Genomic DNA, 21,235 nt, shown 5'->3' with positions numbered 1-21,235 from the left:
AGAAGTTTCAGTTGGCGTAATCAATTACAGAGGTGAAACAAAGGTTTTACCAATAACCGAAATTGTTTCCGAAAACGATTTCTTCGACTACGAAGCCAAATATTTAGGAAAATCACAGGAAATCACCCCTGCCCGAATTTCAGATGACATTCGAGAGAAAGTGGAAGCCGTTTCCAAAAAAGCCTATGAAGTTTTAAAGATGAAAGGTTTCTCCCGAAGTGAATTCATTATCGTAAACGGCGAACCCTATATGCTGGAAATGAACACGATTCCGGGATTAACCACCGAAAGCATTTTACCGCAACAGGCCAAAGTTGCCGGAATTTCGTTAACCGAATTGTTCGATAATGCTATTGAATTGGCGTTATAGGAAATGAATATCAAAATAAACTATTATACTTAAAGACAATAATACTTAATAAATGATATTCCATCCAGATAAAGTTTTTAAAATTTTAAAAAGAGTACAAATCAATAATTACTCTTGTAACTCTTGTAACAAAAAAACAAATCTCGACATGGTAATAAAGGGAGGTTATATAACCTTATTTTTTATCCCAATGTTACCTCTAAAAAAAGACTACAATCTCTCTTGCAGTAATTGTGGCAGAAGAATCAAAAAAAGCGATTTAAACCATATTGAAAAAGAAAAAGTTGTCAATGAGTTTAATTCCACGAGTTATAAAGTACCATTTCGTCATTTTTCCGGTATTTTAATTGTTTTAATTATTCTGGGGTTTGCTATTAATACTGGAGTTCAAATGAAGAAGAAAGAAAAAGAATATATTTTGAAGCCCAATAAGAATGATACATATCTAATTAAAAATGATTCTGGATATACCACCTACAAGGTTAATAGTGTTACTTCAGACAGTATTTTCGTTTATAAGAACAATTTTATTGTAGATGATTTTTCTAAAATTAAAAGTATTGACGTAGATGCCAATTACAAAATACTTCAAGGTTTCAAATTAAACGAAGTAATTAAAATGTATAATTCTAATATTATTTATGAAATAAATAGAAAGGAACCATGAGAAAAGCAATATTCCCAGGCTCATTTGATCCGATAACCTTGGGCCATTACGACATCATAAAAAGAGCTTTACCGTTGTTTGATGAAATCGTGGTTGCCATCGGTATCAATGCCGAAAAAAAATACATGTTTTCACTCGAAGACCGCAAAAAATTCATCGAAGATTCCTTCAAAAACGAACCGAAAGTTTCTGTGGTGACTTATGAAGGATTAACCATTGACCTATGTCACAAATTGAATGCACAATTCATCCTGCGTGGACTTCGCAACCCGGCCGACTTCGAATTCGAAAAAGCAATCGCACATACCAACCGCCAGCTGTCGGATATCGAAACCGTATTTTTACTGACGGCGATCGATACTTCACACATCAGTTCAAGTATTGTCCGTGACGTAATCCGAAATGGCGGAGATTATACTATTTTAGTACCCGAATCTGTCAAAACCAAATAATAACTATGAAATCGCCTTTAATAAAGAGTTTGCGCAAGCAAACACCAATAAACAAAAAAGCGATACCATAAATGACCTCTAATAAATAAATTTTACATTTATGAAAAAAACTTTAGGCTTATTCCTTTTAGGCACTTCAATGCTTTTTGCACAGCAGTCCGATTTAAAAACACCTTTTGAAAAAGGGAACGGAAACCAGTCGGCTACCTATCGCGAAGCAATGAATTACTATCATAATCTGGATAAAAGCTTCGAAACGATTTCGGTAAAAACCATGGGAGCTACCGATAACGGAGAACCGTTGCATATCGTTACTTTCAATCCAGAGAAAAATTTTGATTTTAAAGTCATCAACTCACAAAACAAAACGGTAATACTAATCAACAACGGTATCCATCCCGGTGAAACCGACGGTATCGACGCTACCATGTTATTCATGAGAGATTTGGCTACAGGTAAAATTGCAGCACCAAAAAACACTATTGTCGTAGCAATTCCTGTTTATAATGTTGGTGGCGCCATGAACCGAAACTCAACTTCCCGAGCCAATCAAAACGGACCAGAAGCGTATGGTTTCAGAGGAAATTCAAGAAATTTCGATTTGAATCGCGATTTTATAAAATCCGACACAAGAAACTCCAGAAGCTTTCAGGTAATCTTCAACATCGTTAATCCGGATGTTTTCATTGACAACCACGTAAGTAACGGCGCTGATTATCAGTATACGCTGACTTACATTGCCACGCATTATCAAAAATTGGGTGGAAATTTAGGCAAATTCTTCAACGAACAGATGGTGCCTTCCATTTTAAAAGATCTGAAAGACAAAAAAATCGAATCCGTTCCCTATGTAAACATCTATAATGATGTTCCTGAAAAAGGTTTTGCCAAAAGCATGGAAACACCAAGATTTTCAACCGGATATGCCAGTATGTTCAATACGTTAGGCTCCATGGTAGAAACACACATGCTGAAAAAATATTCAGACAGAGTAAAGGTAACTTACGAATACATGTTGTCCACTTTAAATTTTACGGATAAAAATGCAGCTGAAATTAAAAAACTGCGTCAGGAGAACCTGGCCAATTATTATCCTCACAGCAAATACACCGTGCAATGGGAAATTGATTCGGCACAAGTAAAACAAATTCCGTTTTTAGGTTATGAAGCAAAATACAAGCCGAGTGAAGTTTCAGGAAAACCACGCTTGTACTATGACCGAACCAAACCGTTCAAAAAAATGATTCCTTTTTATGAAGTGTATAAACCTAAAAAAGAAATCACTATCCCGGAATCTTATATCGTTCCGAAACAATATTGGGAGGTAATTGAATTGCTTCGCCAAAACAAAATAGACATGCAGCCTTTGAAAAAAGATACGGTACTTAATGTGGAAAGCTATAAAATTGCCGACTATAAAACCAGCAAAGAAGCTTTTGAAGGCCATTACGGACATTACAATACTTCTGTTACCGCGAGTCGTGAAAATATAAAATTCAGCGAAGGGGATTTTGTGGTGAAAACAAATCAGAAAAACGTAAAATACCTGTTGGAAACATTGGAACCGGAAGCTGCTGATTCGTTCTTCAATTGGAATTTCTTCGATACTATTTTACAGCAAAAAGAACATTATTCGGCTTATGTATTTGAAGATTTAGCCAAGCAGATCCTGGATGAAAATCCGAAATTAAAAGCAGAATTGGAAAAGAAACGTCAGGAAGACAAAAAATTTGCCGACAGTGGTGAAGCCCAATTGGATTGGGTTTACAAACATTCCAAATATTATGAAAAAGAACATCTGCAATACCCTATTTATAAAGTAATGCGTTATTAATCAGATTAACTGAAAAAGGTCACACGAAAATTTCATGTGACCTTTTTTATTTTTATCAAAACCTTCTGTAAGGCTGAAGAAAAAAACTGTCGTTCAAAAAATTTTTAAATCACTTTTTCTTCTTCAAAAAGTAATTTGATGTTCTCATATGAATTCCCAAGCGCTTCCTTTCTTTCTTCCGGTTTTAACCACATCACCTTTTCAATTCCTTCATCGGCTTGGCCTTGTAATTTGCCTTCAAAATCCGTTCTCATTTCAAACCAATGCGTAATTTTTAATTTGTACTTGCCATTACGTTTAAAAATATGATATGTTTTTTGGAGTTTCCGCGTAATTTTCAATCCGGTAACACCTGTTTCTTCTTCAACTTCCCGAATGGCCGTTTCCTCTATCACCTCCCCTTTTTCGGTTCCTCCTTTAGGCAAATCCCATTTTCCGTTTCTAAAAATAAACAGAACTTCGTTGTTTTTATTAAAAACTAATCCGCCTCCGGCCTTGACTGCAGGAATTTTTTCCTTTAACTTTGTTAAAATTTCTTTTTCATCGGGATGATATAAAAATGCTTTCGTAATTTTATTCTGAAACATTTTCACTATAATTTGCTTAATATCAACACTTTCTAACAGAAAGAGCTGAAAATCAGTTTCTTTAACAACTTGATTTGTTAAGAAAAGAGGCTTATCGTTTACAAAAACTTTATACATTTGCAGTATGATTTTTAACACAGACACAGCTAAGAAAACTGCCGAATTGCTTTTACAAATAAACGCAATTAAATTAAATCCAAAAAATCCTTTTACATGGGCTTCTGGATGGAAATCGCCTATTTATTGCGATAACCGCATAACTCTCTCATTTCCACCGATAAGAAATTACCTTCGTGAAGAATTTGCCAAAAATATTGAAAAACAATTTGGCAAACCCGATGTGATTGCCGGTGTTGCAACTGGTGCCATCGGAATCGGTATGCTTGTTGCTGAAATTATGGGACTTCCTTTCGTATATGTTCGTCCGGAGCCTAAAAAACACGGAAGAGAAAATCAGGTTGAAGGTTTCTTACAGAAAGGCCAAAGCGTATTGGTCGTAGAGGATTTAATCAGTACCGGAAAAAGCAGTTTACAGGCTGTAGAAGCATTAAAAGCTGCCGGTGCCAATGTTAAAGGGATGGTGGCTATTTTCACTTACGGATTTGAAATCGCTGAACAAAATTTCAAAAAAGCCAATGTTGAACTTTTCACACTTGGTAATTACGACATGTTATTGAAAGAGGCCGTTGCAAAGCAATATATTACGGAAGACGAATATGACACCTTGAAAGAATGGCGTAAAAGCCCATCTACTTGGGGTGTAGAAGTATAAAAACGTTTTCCTGCATCCGGTTATGCATTAATCTAACACTATTTAAATAATGAATTTAGAAAGTCCAAAAGTCAACGTAGAAAAATCAGCAGATTATTTGTTTACATCTTTGACCGATGTTAAGAATTTTGAGAAACTAATGCCTGAAAGCATTGCAAAATTTGAAGTTTTAGACGAAAATGCGTTTATCTTCGGACTTAAAGGCATGCCGGAAATAAAATTAAAAATGAAAGACAAAGTGGCTCCTAACAAAGTTGTTTTGGGTGCAGCCAGCGACAAATTGCCTTTCACCTTAACAGCTAACATCAATTCATTGACACCAAATACTTCAGAAGTCCAATTACTTTTCGAAGGCGAATTCAATCCGATGATGGCGATGATGGTTAAAGGTCCGATAACGAAATTCATCGAAACCCTGGCAGGAAACATGAACAAACTGTAATTTATCAATTACACAAGGATATAAAACCTATTTGGAAACGAATAGGTTTTTCTTTTTAATACAACATCTGAATTTCTTTAATATCAAATGTTTTCACGGTATCGTCTTCCAACAACACTTGGAGTTTCCCGTTAGACGTAACCCCGTGAATTATTCCCATAAAACGAAGTCCGTCTTTATCCTCAAAAGGCATAGGAAGTCCTTTTTTAAATAACTTTTCATCATACTTTAACCAAAAAGAGTCATACTCTTTATTTTGAAATAAAGCCATGTTGCGTTTTAACGTTTCTATAATGGAAATCAGGATTGCCTCTTTGTCAAATTCCTGATTCAGAATATTAGATAAAGAACTCGCTTTTGGCAAATCGGTGAAGTCTTTTTGGTTCACATTCAATCCGATACCCACAATTGAAACGATTTCACCATTGCTCTTCAAACTGTTTTCAATTAAAATCCCGCCAATTTTTTTATTATCTGCCAAAATGTCGTTTGGCCATTTAATCGCTAAATTAGAAATCTTAAACTGTTCCAGCACCTGCACAATACAGACCGCAACGAGAACATTCAAATGAAAAATCTCATATATATCCACAAGAGAATCCTTAACCAACACACTAAAAGTCAGGTTTTTACCTGATTCAACTTCCCAAATCGAACCCATTTGTCCACGCCCTGAAGTCTGATTTTCAGCAGTAACGACAGTGAAATTTTCAACAAACTGTTTTGTCAGTAATGTTTTTAAAAAGTCATTTGTTGAAGATGTGGCATCGAGTTTGATGATGTTCATATAAATAATTTGGCTTTATGAAGTTTAATCTTATGTTAAGGTTCAAAAATAAAGACAAAAATTGGTAACTTTGCGAAAAACATATTAAAATATAGATGGCGAAAAAGGAGATTAACAATGATGCGTTATTAGCTAACATCATTAAAGGAATAGAAGAAGTAAAAGGTAACAATATTGATATTCTGGATTTAAGAGCAATCGAAAATACCGTATGTGATTATTTCGTAATCTGCAACGGTAACTCCAATACACAGGTTAACGCTATCGTTAACTCAATTCAAAAAGTAGTTTCTAAAGATTTAAAAGACAAACCATGGCACGTTGAAGGTGCTGAAAATGGTGAGTGGGTTTTAATGGATTATGTGAGCATTGTCGTTCATGTTTTCCAAAAACACATTCGTGACTACTACAACATTGAAGGTTTGTGGGGTGATGCAAAAATCACTTCGATCGAAAACAAATTCTAACATTCACACTACATGTCAAAAGATAAAAAAAACAATCCTACCAAAATTAAAGTAAGCCCATGGGTCATTTATGGTGCGATACTATTAATTTTAGTTGCAATCCAAATAGTTTCCAGCGGATCCAGTTTTCAGGAAGTCCGCCCTACAACTTTGTCTAAATTTTATCAGTTTTTAGATTCCAATCAAGTAAACAAAGTGGTCTTCAACAAAACTACCGCACAGGTTTACCTTAAAAAAGAAGCTTTAAACAGTAAGACTCACAGTAAAGTAGAGAAAAAAACCCTGTTAGGCAAAGAGAATGTAGGTCCTCATTACACTTTAGACATCGGAAATTCTGAATTATTTCAAAAGAAACTGGATGAAGCAAGGACTTCCGGAAAATTAAACGATTATTCATCTGAACCGGAAAATAATTGGGGGGACATCCTAATAAGCTTCCTTCCAATAATCATCATTATCGGATTCTGGATCTTCATGATGCGTAGAATGTCTGGTGGAGGTGCTGGCGGAGGTGGCGGACAGATTTTCTCCATTGGAAAATCGAAGGCTAAATTGTTTGACGAAAAAACAGATGTCAAAACCACATTTAAGGATGTTGCCGGATTAGAAGGTGCCAAAGAAGAAATTCAGGAGATTGTTGAATTCCTGAAAAATCCTGAAAAATATACAGAAATCGGAGGTAAAATCCCAAAAGGAGCCTTGTTGGTAGGACCTCCGGGAACAGGTAAAACCTTATTAGCAAAAGCCGTTGCCGGTGAAGCGCAAGTGCCATTCTTTTCACTTTCCGGATCGGATTTCGTTGAAATGTTCGTGGGAGTTGGAGCTTCCCGCGTACGTGATTTGTTCAAACAGGCAAAAGAAAAATCCCCTGCCATCATCTTCATTGACGAGATTGATGCCGTAGGACGCGCCCGTGGAAAAAACAACATTTCAGGCTCAAACGATGAACGCGAAAACACCCTGAACCAACTTTTAACGGAAATGGACGGGTTCGGCACAAATACACACGTAATCGTATTAGCCGCTACTAACCGTGCTGACGTTTTAGATAAAGCACTTATGCGTGCCGGACGTTTTGACAGACAGATTTATGTTGACTTACCGGACATCCGTGAGCGTAAAGAAATTTTTGAAGTACATTTAAAACCTTTGAAAAAATCAGAGGAATTGGATACTGAATTTTTAGCAAAACAGACTCCAGGTTTTTCGGGTGCTGACATTGCTAATGTTTGTAACGAATCTGCCCTAATTGCAGCCCGAAAAGGTAAAAAATCTGTGGATAAACAAGATTTCCTTGATGCGGTTGACAGAATTGTCGGCGGATTGGAAAAGAAAAATAAAATCGTCACTCCTGCTGAAAAACGCGCTATTGCCATTCATGAAGCCGGTCACGCCACGGTAAGCTGGATGCTTGAACACGCTGCGCCATTGGTAAAAGTAACAATTGTACCTCGCGGACAAAGTTTAGGTGCCGCATGGTATTTACCGGAAGAGCGTTTAATCGTTCGTCCTGAACAAATGCTTGATGAAATGTGCGCCACTATGGGTGGTAGAGCTGCAGAAAAAGTGATTTTTGATAAAATTTCAACCGGAGCTTTAAGTGATTTGGAAAAAGTAACGAAACAAGCACGTGCCATGGTTACTGTTTATGGTTTGAATGATAAATTAGGAAACGTTACCTATTATGATTCATCAGGTCAGAGCGATTACAACTTCTCAAAACCGTATTCTGAAGAGACTGCTCGTGTAATCGACAAAGAGATTTCCGATTTAATCGAAAGTCAGTACGCAAGAGCAATTCAAATCCTGAAAGAAAACCGCGACAAACTGGTTCAATTGGCAGATATTCTGATTGAAAAAGAGGTTATTTTTAAAGATGACCTTGAAACAATCTTTGGTAAACGTCCTTTCGAAAAAACAGAGAGTGAACCAATTACGGAATTGCAGTAATTTTTTTTAAGAAAATATTATAAAAATCTTAATTCGATTGCGAGATTGAATTAAGATTTTTTTATCTTTGAGTGTTTTCAAATACAATATTTCGAGATTTAAAATATTTTATGAATCTTTTTAGAAAATTTTTTGGCGCAGCTTCAGAAGGTTCCCACGAGGATAAGGAAGGCGAATTAAGCCCTTATCATCCGGAGCCTAAAATGCCCATAGATGAACTTTTTACTTATAACTTCAAAAAAAATGGAGGTAAATTCCTCTATTGTGAAAACCTAAATGAAGTTCACGAGAATTTCGAAAGTATTTTGGAAGAAAATGACTGGTTTGAAAAAGAAACCATGTGTTTGGAACCGAAGCTTTTCAGCCTTCTTGATGAAAACAAATTAAACCACACAAATCCAAAAAATCCGATATTTTTACTGGCTTCCTGTGAAAATCTGATTGCAGATGAAGGTTCCATTCTGTTTTCCTCTAATCAGATTAAACAATTCAAACCTAATGATTTGCCTTCCCACATCGTAATTCTTGCAACTACGAGCCAGATTATCGGCAACAAAAGTGATGGTTTACGCGAAATCAAAAAAAGATACGATAAAGAGTATCCAACGAACATCACCACTTTTAAATATTTTGAAAAAGCAAAAGAAGAAGACTTCTTACAGTACGGAAGTTGTCCAAAAAACTTATATTTGCTGCTTCTAGAAGACTTATAGCATGCATGAAAATGTAACTCGAACCATTTCCGGTTTACTTTATATTTTAATTCTCGTTTCGGCAACTTTATATTCAGAATATAGTTTCATTTTGCTTTTTGGACTGTTCATGATTATAACGGTTTCCGAATTCAGCAAACTGATTCATCTGAAACAGAATCTGCCAATCTTACTTGCCCTGATAAGCTTCATACTGTTTTTTTGTTCTCCGAAAAACAATTTCAATACTGACATTCTGTTGTGCCTCGCGGCTCTTTTTGTATCAGTAAACTTAATCGCTGATTTGTTCGTTGAAAACAGAAGACCCAAAAACGATAAAATGTCGAAGTATGTCAGCCTTTTTGGTTACATCATCATACCGTCTATATTACTGATGAAAACGCCTTTTATTGTAATGGATTTTTACCAAAAAAGTGGCGTGGATTTTAACCCTAAAATCATCATCGGAATTTTTATACTCATTTGGACCAATGACACTTTTGCCTATATCACCGGAAAATCGTTTGGAAAACACAAACTTTTCGAACGTATTTCACCTAAAAAAACCATTGAAGGTTTTGTGGGGGGATTAGTATTTACGATGATTGGCAGCTATATATTAAGTTATTTCTTTACATTTTTAACACCTGTAATCTGGATTTGCACCGGCTTAATTGTTGGCCTTTTCGGCACTATAGGAGACTTAATCGAATCAAGATTCAAACGTGTCGCCGGAGTTAAAGACAGCGGAAAGATAATGCCAGGACACGGAGGTATTTTAGATCGATTAGATAGTGTTATATTTGCAATACCATTTCTTTATTTATTTTATCAAATTTTAAACTATGTTCATACAATTTCATAAAGAAGGCGCTAAAATTATTTTGGGAGCTACCATTGCTGCCACAGTAATCATTTTTGGAGCGGATTACCTTGTAACAACATTGCCTTGGCTAAAAATGGCTATTCAGGTTCTGACGTTGTTTATGCTTATAATGGTCTTACAATTTTTCAGAAATCCGACACGTGTCACACTAATTAACGACAATCATGTTATTGCTCCTGTAGACGGAAAAGTGGTAGTGATCGAAGAGGTTTTCGAACCTGAATATTATAAAGACAAGCGTTTGATGGTTTCTATCTTCATGTCGCCGATAAACGTACATGTAACTCGTTATGCCGTTAATGGTTTGGTTAAATACAGTAAATACCATCCTGGAAAATACCTTGTGGCCTGGCATCCAAAAGCAAGTGAAGAAAACGAAAGAACCACAGTGGTAGTAGAAAACCGTGTTTTCGGAGAGATTCTTTACCGTCAGATTGCCGGTGCTTTGGCTCGACGTATTGTAAACTATGCAAAAGAAGGTATGCAGGTTGTACAAGGCACCGATGCCGGTTTCATTAAATTTGGTTCGAGAGTAGATTTATACTTACCTTTAGGTACCCAAGTTAACGTAAAGCTTAACGAAAAGGCAATTGGCGGAAAAACAATCATTGCCATTAAACAATAGATGGGAGAAGATTTAGACATCTTATTTGATGAGGCTTTTAAAAATGCCCAATTAATCCCGCAAGCTTCTGTACCGATAGATTTGCAGTTAATCCTTTATGGTCTGTACAAACAGGCCACAGCCGATGAGACTGACAGCTTTTATTTTCGTCAGGATTCCCAAAACCTGCGAAGCGCATTCAAGCTTAACGCATGGATGCAGGTAAACCATCTCACATCAGACGAAGCAAAAAAACGATATATTGAGATTATCAATAAACTAATGAAAGAACGAAATTTGTAACCGGATTTCGTTCTTTCTTTTAAGACACATTTTCCATGAAAACACAAAAAATAGCATTTCTTGGTTTAGCCTTCCTAACACTTTTCGCTTGCCGTCAGAAGAGCAATCTTGAAGAAGTAATTCAAATTCCGGAACCTGAAGCGCAGGAAACCCAATCCGTATATGGAAACCCGGCCGAAGTAAAAGCCGAAAAAGGAAAATTCAAAATGCGTGGACTAACTTATGCTTACAACGCATTAGAGCCTTATATGGATGGAAAAACAATGGAAATTCACTATTCGCGTCATCATTTAAGCTATTGTAACAATTTAAATAAAGCCATTGCCGGAACGGATTTGGAAAAATGGAAACTGGAAGAAATTCTGAAAGGATCGGATCCTAACAATATGGCAATTCGAAATAATGCCGGAGGCTATTACAACCATAATTTGTACTGGGAAGTTATGAGTCCGAAAGCAGGCGGACAACCAAAAGACAGTTTGGCAGCAGCTATCAACAGTGATTTTGGTTCCTATGATGCCTTTAAAGCACAATTTGTGGATGCTGCCAGTAAACAGTTTGGTTCGGGTTGGGCTTGGCTTGTAGTCAACAAAGCAGGAAAATTAGTTGTTGGAAGCACCCAAAATCAAGACAATCCTTTAATGCCGGATATGCCGGTTTCCGGAACACCTATTCTTGCTTTGGACGTTTGGGAGCACGCCTACTACCTGAAATATCAAAGCAGACGTGGCGAATACATTTCAGCCTTCTTTAACGTGGTTAATTGGAGTGTTGTTGAGAAAAAGTATCTTGAAGCGATGAAAAGGGTTGTGAAGGAATAAAACAACCTTATTTCGGATTCTTGAATCTAAACAAACAGTTATAGCAATCGGGCGAAACAGGTTTAAAGAACAACTTCTGAGAAGGGCATAAAAACGAATTCGTTTTTATGCCCTTCTCTTTTTCTGAAATTGTGAATATTAATTTCGACAGTTACAAAAATCAAATAGCTATCTCCATTGATTTACAAATTCTAAAATATTCTACAAAAGGGCCAAAAAAAACGACAAAACATACACCACAACACAATACAAATCAGCACTTTAAATAAAATTTTAGTAAATTTACTACATGTTGAAACAGTAAAAAATCAATTTGTAAAGCGCGTCTGTCAACATGCAAATTTTTTAAAATCAGATTGGCAAACAATCAAAATGAAACTGCTGAATCTGCATTCAAATAAAAATACAAAATTCATTCATTCAAATTACTATTAAGTTAATGGCCTTACCATCATCTTAATATTTTTTCTAACTAAAAAAGGAACAACTATGAAAAAATTATTTTTGATCGCTACGTTTGTAATTTCTTCTGTTACTTTCGCTCAATCTACTGCAAAAGAAGATATTGAAATCATTCAGGGGAAATATGGAAAATCCAAAAAAGAATTAGTCAATACGTACATGGCGCTAAAAGAATCCCAAGCTTCCGCCTTTTGGAAAGTCTATGACGCCTATGAGCAAGAACGCAAACTTTTAGGAAAAAAAAGAATCGAATTGATTAATGACTACATCAACAATTATGAGTCGTTGTCTAATGAGAAAGCTGATCAGCTCCTAAAAGCAACACTTAAAAATGAAATGGCTTACGACAAACTGTATTCAAAATATTATGAAAAAATGAAAAAAGCCATAGGAGCGATAGATGCAGCCAAATTCATTCAATTAGAGAACGGATTACAAACGGCAATCATGGCGGAAACCCAGAACGCAATTCCTTTTATTGGCGATATGGACCGTTCAAAGTAATATTAGATTAAAAAATTGCAGATATAATAAATCCCAAGTACTTATACTTGGGATTTTTATATCTTTTACAATGTATCTTTCCTTTTTTAAGCGAACTAAACGTTGTTCAGTCATGTTGATTCCCTTCCTCTAATTCTGCCAACCCTATTTCATGAGGATTTATCGCTAAAAGGAAAAGCATTTAGACAGTATCTGCTTCATTATTCCATCCTCTTAAAACAAATTTATCTCCATTTTTTATTTCCAAAGGAATAACTTACAAATAACATTAAACCGTTATGTCCCCAGTCAATATCATAGTCAGCATTGTTTTCATCAAAATTCACATTTAAATCCAAACCGGCATAACCGAGGGCTACATCAAGTTTCTTCCAAACTCTGTAGACAGCTGCCAAATTATAGCCAAAGGTTTTCCCATCAAAATTGTCAATTTTTAACTGAAAATAGTTTAGTTCAGCTCTTAAGGCAAATCTATCGGTAAAAGCGTATCCTCCCCAAATTCCAAAATCGACTAATGGTGCAACTGCATCATATTTTCTGTTTTTTTCAATTTCGGCAGTTTCACCCCGAAACTCTATTCCAATTTTTGTGGTAATCGTATGGGTACCAATCAATAACCCAGCTTCATATTTTGGTTTGCTAAAAATGGCATAGCCATAAGAAAAACGGAAGAAATTAGTTTCAATCTCAGTTCGCAAATCAGAATTTATAGGATATGTTTCATCTCCTATTGTAAGTTCCCTGTCTATAGTTTTACTAGTGTTTCTTCGGGAATTGAAATAACTTAAGTTAAAACGGGAGCGACTCGAAGATCTCCATTCAAATTCACCTAAAAAAGTTGAATTTTTCTTGTCGAACCCTAAATCTCTCTCAAAATCAACATCAGTTCCTCTACCGGAAGTACCCTCAATACTTATAGTGGTATTATTTATCATTTCGTAAAAACCAGCTGACACCCTAAATCTTTCCACATACCATGGTACATCGCGAAGATTACTGTCATTACCAGTATCCTGAACAGTAGCAACAGTATCCTGAACAGCAGCGGGGACTTCCCCAGCTTTTACTGTTTCTTCAGTTTGTCCATACAAAACACTACCAAACAGCAGCAGCATAAGGACCGGCGCTTTAAAAGTAAGATTTTTCATAGTAAAAGTATTTTGATTTGTATTGAACCACGCGGTTTGAAAAGGGGGAAAACTGCTTATCAAATTTACGAAAATATTTGTTAATCTAATTCACTCCATTTCAATAACATCTTTATAATGAACATTTTAACCGAGGAACGTACACTCAAAATGATTCCATTATCTATAGTTGTTTTTTACTTGGACAAATGGCTTATCAAAACAATCTGAAATCATACTGATTAAACGGATTTACACAAATAAATTCCAAACTGATTTTAAAAACTGATCGTGATTTATTCCAATTATTTTAGTTTACCCAATAAATCCGTACCGATCAGTATAATCTGTTTCATCCGTAGCCTAATGCGTTATGCATAGCACTTGTGTCCACACCTTAAAAGTCGATAAAGAATTGATTTTGTAGTCAGATTTAAGGTGTTATCAATAAAAAAGAGGTTGTCTCAAAAGTGGGACAACCTCTTTTTGTTAAATTATAAATGAGTTTTTATTTCAAACTAACCAGACTCTGCTCTAACGTAGCAATCTTTGCCAAAGCATCTGCTTCTTTTTTGCGTTCCATTTCAATTACTTTCTCTGGTGCTCCCGCGACGAATTTCTCATTGGATAATTTCGCCTGAACCGACTTTAAGAAACCTTTTGTGTAATTTAGTTCTTCTGTCAGTTTACCGATTTCGGCATCGATATCGACATTACCAGTAATCGGGATAAAATACTCGTTTGATTTCACACGGTAAGACAAAGCACCGTCTACTTTTTCAGAAACATAATCCAAAGCAGTAATGTTTCCTAATTTTATAATTATTGAATCAAAGAATGTTGACGCTTTTTCATTGTTAACTACTTTCAACTCGATAGTATCCTTGAACGGAATGTTTTTGTCTTTTCGGATGGTTCTCACACCTGAAATTACTTCCGTAGCAAAATCGAAATCAGAAATCAAAGTTTCATTTGCTGAAGTTGCTTTTGGCCATTCCGCAACAATTAATGCCTGCTCCGGAGTTCTTTCAGCAATGTGCTGCCAAATTTCCTCTGTTAAGAACGGCATGAACGGGTGCAGTAATTTCAAATTCGTTTCCAACATTTCAATCGCTTTATCGAAAGTTGTACGGTCGATCGGCTGCTGGTAGCCCGGTTTAATCATTTCAAGGAACCACGAACAGAAATCGTCCCAAACCAATTTATAAGTTGCCATCAGGGCATCTGAAATTCTGTATTTCGAGAAGTTATCTTCGATTTCCGCCAACGTTTTCTGCAACTTCGCTTCATACCATTCGATAGCCACTTTTGACGATTCCGGTTGAGCGATATCAGCTACCTCCCACCCTTTGATCAAACGGAAAGCATTCCAGATTTTATTTGCGAAAGCCTTACCTTGATTACATAATTCTTCATCAAACAAAATATCGTTTCCAGCCGAAGCGCTCAACAATAATCCGCAACGAACACCATCGGCACCGAATTTTTCAATCAGTCCAAGAGGTTCAGGTGAATTCCCAAGGGATTTCGACATTTTACGACCTTGTTTATCGCGAACCAAACCAGTCAGGTAAACATTGTTGAACGGTTTAGCATCGGCATATTCGTAACCTGCGATAATCATACGGGCTACCCAGAAGAACAAAATGTCCGGACCGGTTACCAAGTCGTTTGTCGGATAATAATATTTGAAATCTTCGTTGTCCGGATTCATGATTCCGCCGAAAACAGCCATTGGCCATAACCATGACGAGAACCATGTATCTAATGCATCGGCGTCCTGTTTTAGATCGGAAGCCTGTAACGAAGCGTTTCCTGTTTTTTGTTTTGCCAATTCCAATGCTGCTTCCGGAGTTTCTGCCACTACGAAATCCTCTTTGCCTTCTCCGTAGAAATAGGCCGGAATTTGCTGACCCCACCATAACTGACGGGAAATGTTCCAGTCACGGATATTTTCCATCCAGTGACGGTATGTGTTATTGAAACGGGACGGATATAATTTCACTTCCTCTGTTTCCAAAACCGCTTTGATGGCAGGTTTTACAAGATCTTCCATTTTCAGGAACCATTGGTCAGATAATCTTGGTTCGATTACCGCTTTGGTTCTTTCGGAAGTTCCTACTTTATTTAAATGCGTTTCTGTCTTTGCTAGAGCTCCGATAGATTCCAATTCTTTGGAAATTTCTTCACGAACTACGAAACGGTCTTTTCCTGCATAATGCAATCCGAAACTGTTTAATGTCGCGTCTTCATTGAAAATATCGATGATTTCCAAATTGTGCTTAACACCCAATTCTTTATCGTTTACATCATGAGCAGGAGTAACTTTCAGACATCCAGTTCCGAATTCCATATCCACGTATTCATCAAAAATGATTGGAATTACACGGTTACAGATGGGAACGATTGCTTTTTTACCTTTCAGATGCTGGTAACGCTCGTCTTCCGGGTGGATACAGATAGCAGTATCTCCCAAAATGGTTTCCGGACGCGTTGTAGCAATAGTTACAAACTCGTTGCTTCCTTCAATCTGATATTTTAAATGGTATAATTTACCTTGTCTTTCTTCGTAAATTACTTCTTCATCGGACAATGTTGTTTTTGCTTCCGGATCCCAGTTCACCATACGGTAGCCTCTGTAGATCAAACCTTTATTGTACAAATCAACGAACGAACGGATTACCGAAGCCGACATATCCGGATCCATGGTAAACTTCGTTCTGTCCCAGTCGCAAGAACAGCCCAATTGTTTTAATTGCTCCAGGATGGTTCCTCCGTATTTTTCGGTCCACTCCCAAGCGTGTTTTAAGAATTCTTCACGGGTTAAATCGTTTTTATTGATTCCTTCTGCTTTTAATTTTGCAACAACTTTCGCTTCTGTTGCAATAGAGGCGTGATCCGTTCCCGGTACCCAGCAAGCGTTGAAACCTTTCAATCGGGCACGACGAATCAACACATCCTGAATGGTGTTGTTAAGCATGTGCCCCATATGCAGGACTCCGGTGACGTTTGGTGGCGGAATTACAATGGTGTAAGGTGTTCTGTGGTCCGGTTTTGAATGAAAATAGTTGTTCTTCATCCAGTAATCGTACCATTTCTGCTCTGCTGCTTTCGCTTCAAATTGCGCCGGAATTGTCATATCTGCTGCTTCTGTTATTGGTTATACGGACTTTATGCCGCAAAATTTTTTTCTAATGTTTACAAAAATGCGATTAGTTTCTCTAATAGCCCCGATGGGAGCGGCACCATGTAGAGCGGACAGCGGGAAAACGGCCCGCAAAAGAGCCTAAACATTCGCTCCAAAAAAATTGGTATGCTTTTTGCAAATATATCTGCAAAAATAGCTATAACTGAGCAAATAAAAAAAGGAGTTAAATTATTTGTTGGTTTATTAAAACAATGTAATTTTACATTAACCATTAAAACTTGACAAGATGAAAAAATTATTGGGATTAGTTGCGACTTTAGCATTTAGCGTAATGTCTTATGCTCAAACCGGACCTAAAATCGAATTCAAAGCAAAAGACAACACTATTGATTACGGAACCGTTACCAAAGATTCTGACAATGGAGTAAGAACTTTTGAGTTCACCAACACGGGTGATGCTCCGTTAATCATCACAAACGTACAATCTACTTGCGGTTGTACCGTTCCTACTAAACCAACTGAACCGATTATGCCTGGAAAAACAGGAAAAATCGAAGTAAAATACAATATGAATCCTGGTAAAATTTCTAAAACTATTACCGTGGAATCGAATGCTGTAAATTACGAAGGTGGTAAAGTAGCGTTACGCATTAAAGGTGAAGTAATTGTGAAAGAAGAGAAAAACGTTCTTCAGAAAGAAAAAGTTGGTCCGCAATCATAAATTGTGCAACATATAAAATAAAAATCCCCGCCAAAGCGGGGATTTTTTATAATATCTTTTTTAACTGGAATTCGAATTTCTTCACTATTCCTTTACGCTCTATTTCTATCTTAATAGTTTTGCCGTCTTCTTCCTGCAGCATCTCGTCTATTTTCTGTTTGGAAAGATTACCAATATTTTTATTATTGATTTTCAACACCTTATCCCCTGTTTTTAAACCTGCAGCTTCAGCCGGTGAATTTTTCCTTACCGATGCTATTTCATAAACCGGTTTTAAAGTGAATTTATATTTCAACGTACTTTCATCCAAAGCTATCTCATTCACATTTAACACGTTAGTAGACCGGTCATCCCGTATTTTATCTACCTCCTGAATCCATTGAACCCCTCCATGTTGTACTTCAATCCCACTCATGTTATAATTGAAAGGATCATTATAATAACCGCTTTTCTTCAGATAAAGATGCCCTCCATTATAATCCATAACAATGGTAAAACGTTTAAGCATTGCTCCTCCCAGAGAACCATTTCTGTTTTTGACCAATCGCAACTGTTTGTACGAAGACGTATCGGGGTAAGAAACCAAAGGAGATTTGAATTTAAATTCTGAAAATTCCAGTTCATCCAGCCGCGATTTTTTCCCGAAAACAGTTCCACCGATACCTTCACCCAAGACATCTTCGAAGTAATTATCATTAGTCTTGATCAGATCATTTTCAAACAACCATAATCCGTCACCCAACCCGGTATCCACTAACAGTTTTAAATCGACTTCGTTTTTATCCAATTTGGCTTTTACGTTCAGGTAGGCTCTGTCGTTAACAACTGTTATCGGTAAATCTGTAAACGACTTCATCCTTTTCTTTGATAGAATTTTTCGATCCCTGTAAACAGTTACTTTCTTTTTTTGATAATCAATCTCAACAACATTGTTCTTGAAGAAAGAATAACCCAAAATACCGTTAACAGGAATTCCTATTCGTGAAGAAAAATTGAGATTTTCATCAAGGATTACCAAAAGGTCAAATTTATCATTCTTATAACCATTGACATTGGCGATATTGGTATCCGAATAAATACCTTCAGCCATTTCTTCATTCCCCATACCTGAAATCTTAATTTTTTTGGTATTGTAAAGCTGAATAGTATCGTTTTCAGGAAAACTGAATATAATCGACGGCTCTGAACCGGAATCTAAAAGCATATTTAATTTAGTACCATTGATTTCAACCGGGAGTATTATCAGGTTATCTACGAAAGTGAAAGGAATAACAACTTTGTCCTTATCGGATTCAAAGTGAAAACCATTTTGTCCGAAAACGCAATTACAGAGCATTAAGAAAAAGACAAAAACAATCGCTCTCATCAGGAAGGTTTTTCTGAAAATTACTACATAAATATTTAATTTCCTAAAACTTTAAAAAATTAATAACAATTCATTTTTTAAAGTTTATGAAAAATATCGCAACTTTGTACCTCAAAATAAACGACACATGCCTAAAATTTCAACAAAAGGCCAGCAAATGCCTGAATCACCAATTCGTAAATTGGTTCCTTACGCAGAAATTGCGAAAAAAAAAGGTCATAAAGTATACCATTTGAACATCGGACAGCCCGATATCAAAACTCCGGAAGTAGCTTTAAATGCTGTTAAAAATGCAGACATCACTGTTTTGGAATACAGCCACTCCGCAGGTTTTGAAAGTTACAGAAAAAAGCTTGCTGCTTATTACCAAAAACAAAACTTACCTATAAACACCGAAGATATCATCATCACTACCGGTGGATCTGAAGCCTTGCTTTTTGCAATGGGAAGCACTATGGATGCAGGCGATGAAATCATCATCCCTGAACCATTTTATGCTAATTACAACGGTTTCTCAACGGCATCAGGTGTAAATGTAGTTCCTGTAATTTCAACTATCGATACAGGATTTGCCTTACCTCCTATTGCTGATTTTGAAAAACTGATTACACCAAAAACAAAAGCGATTTTGATTTGCAACCCTGGTAATCCAACAGGTTACCTATACTCAAAAGAAGAAATCATGCAGTTGGCCGAATTGGTTAAAAAACATGATTTATTCCTAATCGCTGATGAAGTATACCGTGAGTTTGCTTACGACGGATACACGCACCATTCTGTAATGAATGTTCCTGGTTTAGAAGAACACGCTATCATGATTGACTCGGTTTCAAAACGTTTCAGCATGTGTGGAGCGCGAATCGGATGCATTGTTTCCAAAAACAAAGAAGTAATGGCTACGGCTATGAAATTTGCTCAGGCAAGATTAAGTCCTCCTACCTATGCGCAAATTGCAAGTGAGGCAGCTTTAGATACGCCGCAAAGCTATTTTGACGATGTTATCACCGAATACAAAGACCGTCGCGACACTTTAATTGCCGAATTAAGCAAAATTGAAGGCGTAAAAGTAGCTACTCCAAAAGGTGCTTTTTACTGTATCGCAAAATTACCTATCAAAAACGCGGATGATTTTGCACAGTGGTTATTGGAATCTTACGACTTTAACGGCGAAACTGTTATGGTTGCTCCGGCTGCCGGATTCTATTCTACAAAAGGAGTTGGATTAGACGAGGTACGCATCGCTTACGTTCTTAAAAAAGAAGATTTAATAAAATCCGTTCAGATATTAAACGAAGCCTTAAAGGTTTATAACAACTAAATAAAGCTTTATTTCAATATAGAAAGCCTTCAGTCCAACTGGAGGCTTTTTTGTTTTTTAGGAGCGACCCGAGCGATAGCGAATTGGCGAAGCAATGGTTCGGACTTTTTTGCAATCCGTGTTCCTGCTGTCCGTTTCAAATGAAATTCACTGAACACAAAAATCCAATAATACTTTGTGAAGTAATCTGTCATTGCAAGCTTGCGAGGCAATCTCACAACGCCAGGAATTCCTCTCCCATCAGGGCTATTAGGGAAACCATTTGAATTTTTAGGGAATAGTAATTAAACTAAAACTCTTTGGATTAGAAGTATGTAAACCCACAACTAAATACAAGCCACGAATTCACGAATTTTAGTCCCAATTCGTGAATTCGTGGCTTATATATTTTTAGATATTAGTTTTAAACTCTACTTAAGACCAATAAAAAAACCACCTCGTTATTTGTAACGAGATGGTTTTTCAATATTAAGATTATCAAATGATTATCGTTTCATCGAGAAGTGGGCTTTGAATAATTTCTCAACTCCGTTCTCTTTGTATTTAACGGTAAACCAGTAATCTGTAGATGGAAGAGTCGCTCCGTTAAACGTTCCGTCCCATCCGGCTCCTGAAGGAACAATTTGTTTTATCAGTTTACCATAACGGTCATAGATATGGATCTCTGAATTCGGCTGATCGTCACTTAATGACCAGATGTTCCAGGTATCATGATAACCGTCACCGTTCGGTGTAAAGTAATGCGGATAACCGATAGTTATGATATGCTCAAGAACGATATTCGTACATCCGTTAGCATCCTGAATCGTTACTGTATGCTCTCCCGGTAAAACATTCGTAAACACATTGCTGGTCTGGAATGCTCCTCCGTCCAAACTGTACAGATACTGTCCGGTTCCTGCCACGGTTACCGTGATAGCTTGAGTATCCTCAAAGTAATTTGAAACAGTAGCGA

The 21,235-nt window shown here is 36.7% G+C and carries 22 protein-coding genes; 16 read left to right on the top strand and 6 right to left on the bottom strand.

The genetic code is table 11. The features are described 5' to 3' along the window. The 4 genes from VLB74_RS02760 to VLB74_RS02745 form a co-directional block, all read left to right on the top strand. Positions 1 to 370: D-alanine--D-alanine ligase family protein (locus VLB74_RS02760; protein ID WP_414655584.1), on the top strand; the 370-nt coding region annotated here is incomplete at its 5' end. 52 nt (positions 371 to 422) lie between these two features. Then, positions 423 to 1,037: a zinc-ribbon domain-containing protein gene (locus tag VLB74_RS02755; RefSeq protein ID WP_325201942.1), complete on the top strand. Its 615-nt coding sequence runs from the start codon at positions 423 to 425 to the stop codon at positions 1,035 to 1,037. After that, complete coding sequence (gene coaD / locus VLB74_RS02750) at positions 1,034 to 1,489, top strand: pantetheine-phosphate adenylyltransferase (RefSeq protein WP_325201941.1); 456 nt, start codon at positions 1,034 to 1,036, stop codon at positions 1,487 to 1,489. Before VLB74_RS02755 ends, coaD begins: the two co-directional genes overlap by 4 nt. Before the next feature lie 100 nt (positions 1,490 to 1,589). Next, on the top strand, positions 1,590 to 3,323 hold the full coding sequence (locus VLB74_RS02745; RefSeq protein ID WP_325201940.1) for a M14 family metallopeptidase: 1,734 nt from the start codon (positions 1,590 to 1,592) through the stop codon (positions 3,321 to 3,323). Positions 3,324 to 3,427: 104 nt separating this feature from the next. Here the strand turns inward: VLB74_RS02745 and VLB74_RS02740 are convergent, their stop codons facing one another. After that, positions 3,428 to 4,027: an NUDIX hydrolase gene (locus tag VLB74_RS02740; protein ID WP_325201939.1), complete on the bottom strand. Its 600-nt coding sequence runs from the start codon at positions 4,025 to 4,027 to the stop codon at positions 3,428 to 3,430. A 7-nt stretch (positions 4,028 to 4,034) separates the two neighbouring features. Here VLB74_RS02740 and pyrE point away from each other — a divergent pair, with 7 nt between their 5' ends. Continuing rightward, the gene (pyrE, locus tag VLB74_RS02735) at positions 4,035 to 4,682 is read left to right on the top strand and encodes an orotate phosphoribosyltransferase (RefSeq protein ID WP_325201938.1); all 648 of its coding nucleotides are present in this window, start codon (positions 4,035 to 4,037) and stop codon (positions 4,680 to 4,682) included. A gap of 49 nt (positions 4,683 to 4,731) precedes the next feature. Continuing rightward, positions 4,732 to 5,124 (top strand): SRPBCC family protein, encoded by a 393-nt coding sequence (locus VLB74_RS02730; protein WP_325201937.1) that lies wholly within the window; start codon positions 4,732 to 4,734, stop codon positions 5,122 to 5,124. Between the two features lie 55 nt (positions 5,125 to 5,179). Here VLB74_RS02730 and VLB74_RS02725 read toward each other — a convergent pair whose 3' ends face one another. After that, on the bottom strand, positions 5,180 to 5,911 hold the full coding sequence (locus tag VLB74_RS02725; protein ID WP_325201936.1) for a biotin--[acetyl-CoA-carboxylase] ligase: 732 nt from the start codon (positions 5,909 to 5,911) through the stop codon (positions 5,180 to 5,182). A 95-nt stretch (positions 5,912 to 6,006) separates the two neighbouring features. Here VLB74_RS02725 and rsfS point away from each other — a divergent pair, with 95 nt between their 5' ends. The 8 genes from rsfS to VLB74_RS02685 all read left to right on the top strand — a co-directional run bounded on the left by rsfS (position 6,007) and on the right by VLB74_RS02685 (position 12,600). After that, on the top strand, positions 6,007 to 6,378 hold the full coding sequence (gene rsfS / locus VLB74_RS02720) for a ribosome silencing factor (RefSeq protein ID WP_325201935.1): 372 nt from the start codon (positions 6,007 to 6,009) through the stop codon (positions 6,376 to 6,378). Between the two features lie 12 nt (positions 6,379 to 6,390). Then, positions 6,391 to 8,328, top strand: a complete 1,938-nt coding sequence (ftsH, locus tag VLB74_RS02715) for an ATP-dependent zinc metalloprotease FtsH (RefSeq protein ID WP_325201934.1) — start codon at positions 6,391 to 6,393, stop codon at positions 8,326 to 8,328. Between the two features lie 110 nt (positions 8,329 to 8,438). Next, entirely contained in the window at positions 8,439 to 9,041 is a 603-nt protein-coding gene (locus VLB74_RS02710; protein WP_325201933.1) for a lactate utilization protein B/C, read from the top strand. Position 9,042: 1 nt separating this feature from the next. After that, complete coding sequence (locus VLB74_RS02705; protein ID WP_325201932.1) at positions 9,043 to 9,885, top strand: phosphatidate cytidylyltransferase; 843 nt, start codon at positions 9,043 to 9,045, stop codon at positions 9,883 to 9,885. Continuing rightward, positions 9,866 to 10,531, top strand: a complete 666-nt coding sequence (locus tag VLB74_RS02700) for a phosphatidylserine decarboxylase family protein (RefSeq protein WP_325201931.1) — start codon at positions 9,866 to 9,868, stop codon at positions 10,529 to 10,531. The genes VLB74_RS02705 and VLB74_RS02700 overlap by 20 nt, the downstream gene beginning before the upstream one ends. Then, complete coding sequence (locus VLB74_RS02695) at positions 10,532 to 10,813, top strand: acyl-CoA-binding protein (RefSeq protein ID WP_325201930.1); 282 nt, start codon at positions 10,532 to 10,534, stop codon at positions 10,811 to 10,813. Between the two features lie 35 nt (positions 10,814 to 10,848). Continuing rightward, positions 10,849 to 11,634, top strand: coding sequence for a superoxide dismutase (locus tag VLB74_RS02690; RefSeq protein ID WP_325201929.1), 786 nt, complete (start codon positions 10,849 to 10,851; stop codon positions 11,632 to 11,634). Between the two features lie 489 nt (positions 11,635 to 12,123). Further along, a complete protein-coding gene (locus VLB74_RS02685; RefSeq protein ID WP_325201928.1) occupies positions 12,124 to 12,600 on the top strand; it encodes a hypothetical protein in 477 nt (158 codons plus the stop codon). 224 nt (positions 12,601 to 12,824) lie between these two features. Here the strand turns inward: VLB74_RS02685 and VLB74_RS02680 are convergent, their stop codons facing one another. Then, on the bottom strand, positions 12,825 to 13,748 hold the full coding sequence (locus VLB74_RS02680) for a hypothetical protein (RefSeq protein ID WP_325201927.1): 924 nt from the start codon (positions 13,746 to 13,748) through the stop codon (positions 12,825 to 12,827). Between the two features lie 487 nt (positions 13,749 to 14,235). Beyond that, the gene (locus VLB74_RS02675) at positions 14,236 to 16,866 is read right to left on the bottom strand and encodes a valine--tRNA ligase (RefSeq protein WP_325201926.1); all 2,631 of its coding nucleotides are present in this window, start codon (positions 16,864 to 16,866) and stop codon (positions 14,236 to 14,238) included. A gap of 295 nt (positions 16,867 to 17,161) precedes the next feature. On the opposite strand from VLB74_RS02675, the gene VLB74_RS02670 reads away from it, so the two are divergent. Then, positions 17,162 to 17,596 (top strand): DUF1573 domain-containing protein, encoded by a 435-nt coding sequence (locus VLB74_RS02670; RefSeq protein WP_325201925.1) that lies wholly within the window; start codon positions 17,162 to 17,164, stop codon positions 17,594 to 17,596. 46 nt (positions 17,597 to 17,642) lie between these two features. Here VLB74_RS02670 and VLB74_RS02665 read toward each other — a convergent pair whose 3' ends face one another. Continuing rightward, positions 17,643 to 18,962 (bottom strand): PDZ domain-containing protein, encoded by a 1,320-nt coding sequence (locus VLB74_RS02665; protein ID WP_325201924.1) that lies wholly within the window; start codon positions 18,960 to 18,962, stop codon positions 17,643 to 17,645. Positions 18,963 to 19,089: 127 nt separating this feature from the next. Between VLB74_RS02665 and VLB74_RS02660 the strand changes: the two genes are divergently transcribed. After that, positions 19,090 to 20,280, top strand: coding sequence for a pyridoxal phosphate-dependent aminotransferase (locus VLB74_RS02660; protein ID WP_325201923.1), 1,191 nt, complete (start codon positions 19,090 to 19,092; stop codon positions 20,278 to 20,280). Between the two features lie 485 nt (positions 20,281 to 20,765). Here the strand turns inward: VLB74_RS02660 and VLB74_RS02655 are convergent. After that, positions 20,766 to 21,235: T9SS type B sorting domain-containing protein (locus VLB74_RS02655; RefSeq protein WP_325201922.1), on the bottom strand; the 470-nt coding region annotated here is incomplete at its 5' end.

The organism is Flavobacterium sp. (assembly GCF_035456225.1).
In the GTDB taxonomy this organism is placed as follows: domain Bacteria; phylum Bacteroidota; class Bacteroidia; order Flavobacteriales; family Flavobacteriaceae; genus Flavobacterium.
This window is presented reverse-complemented; position numbering and strand designations above follow the sequence as displayed.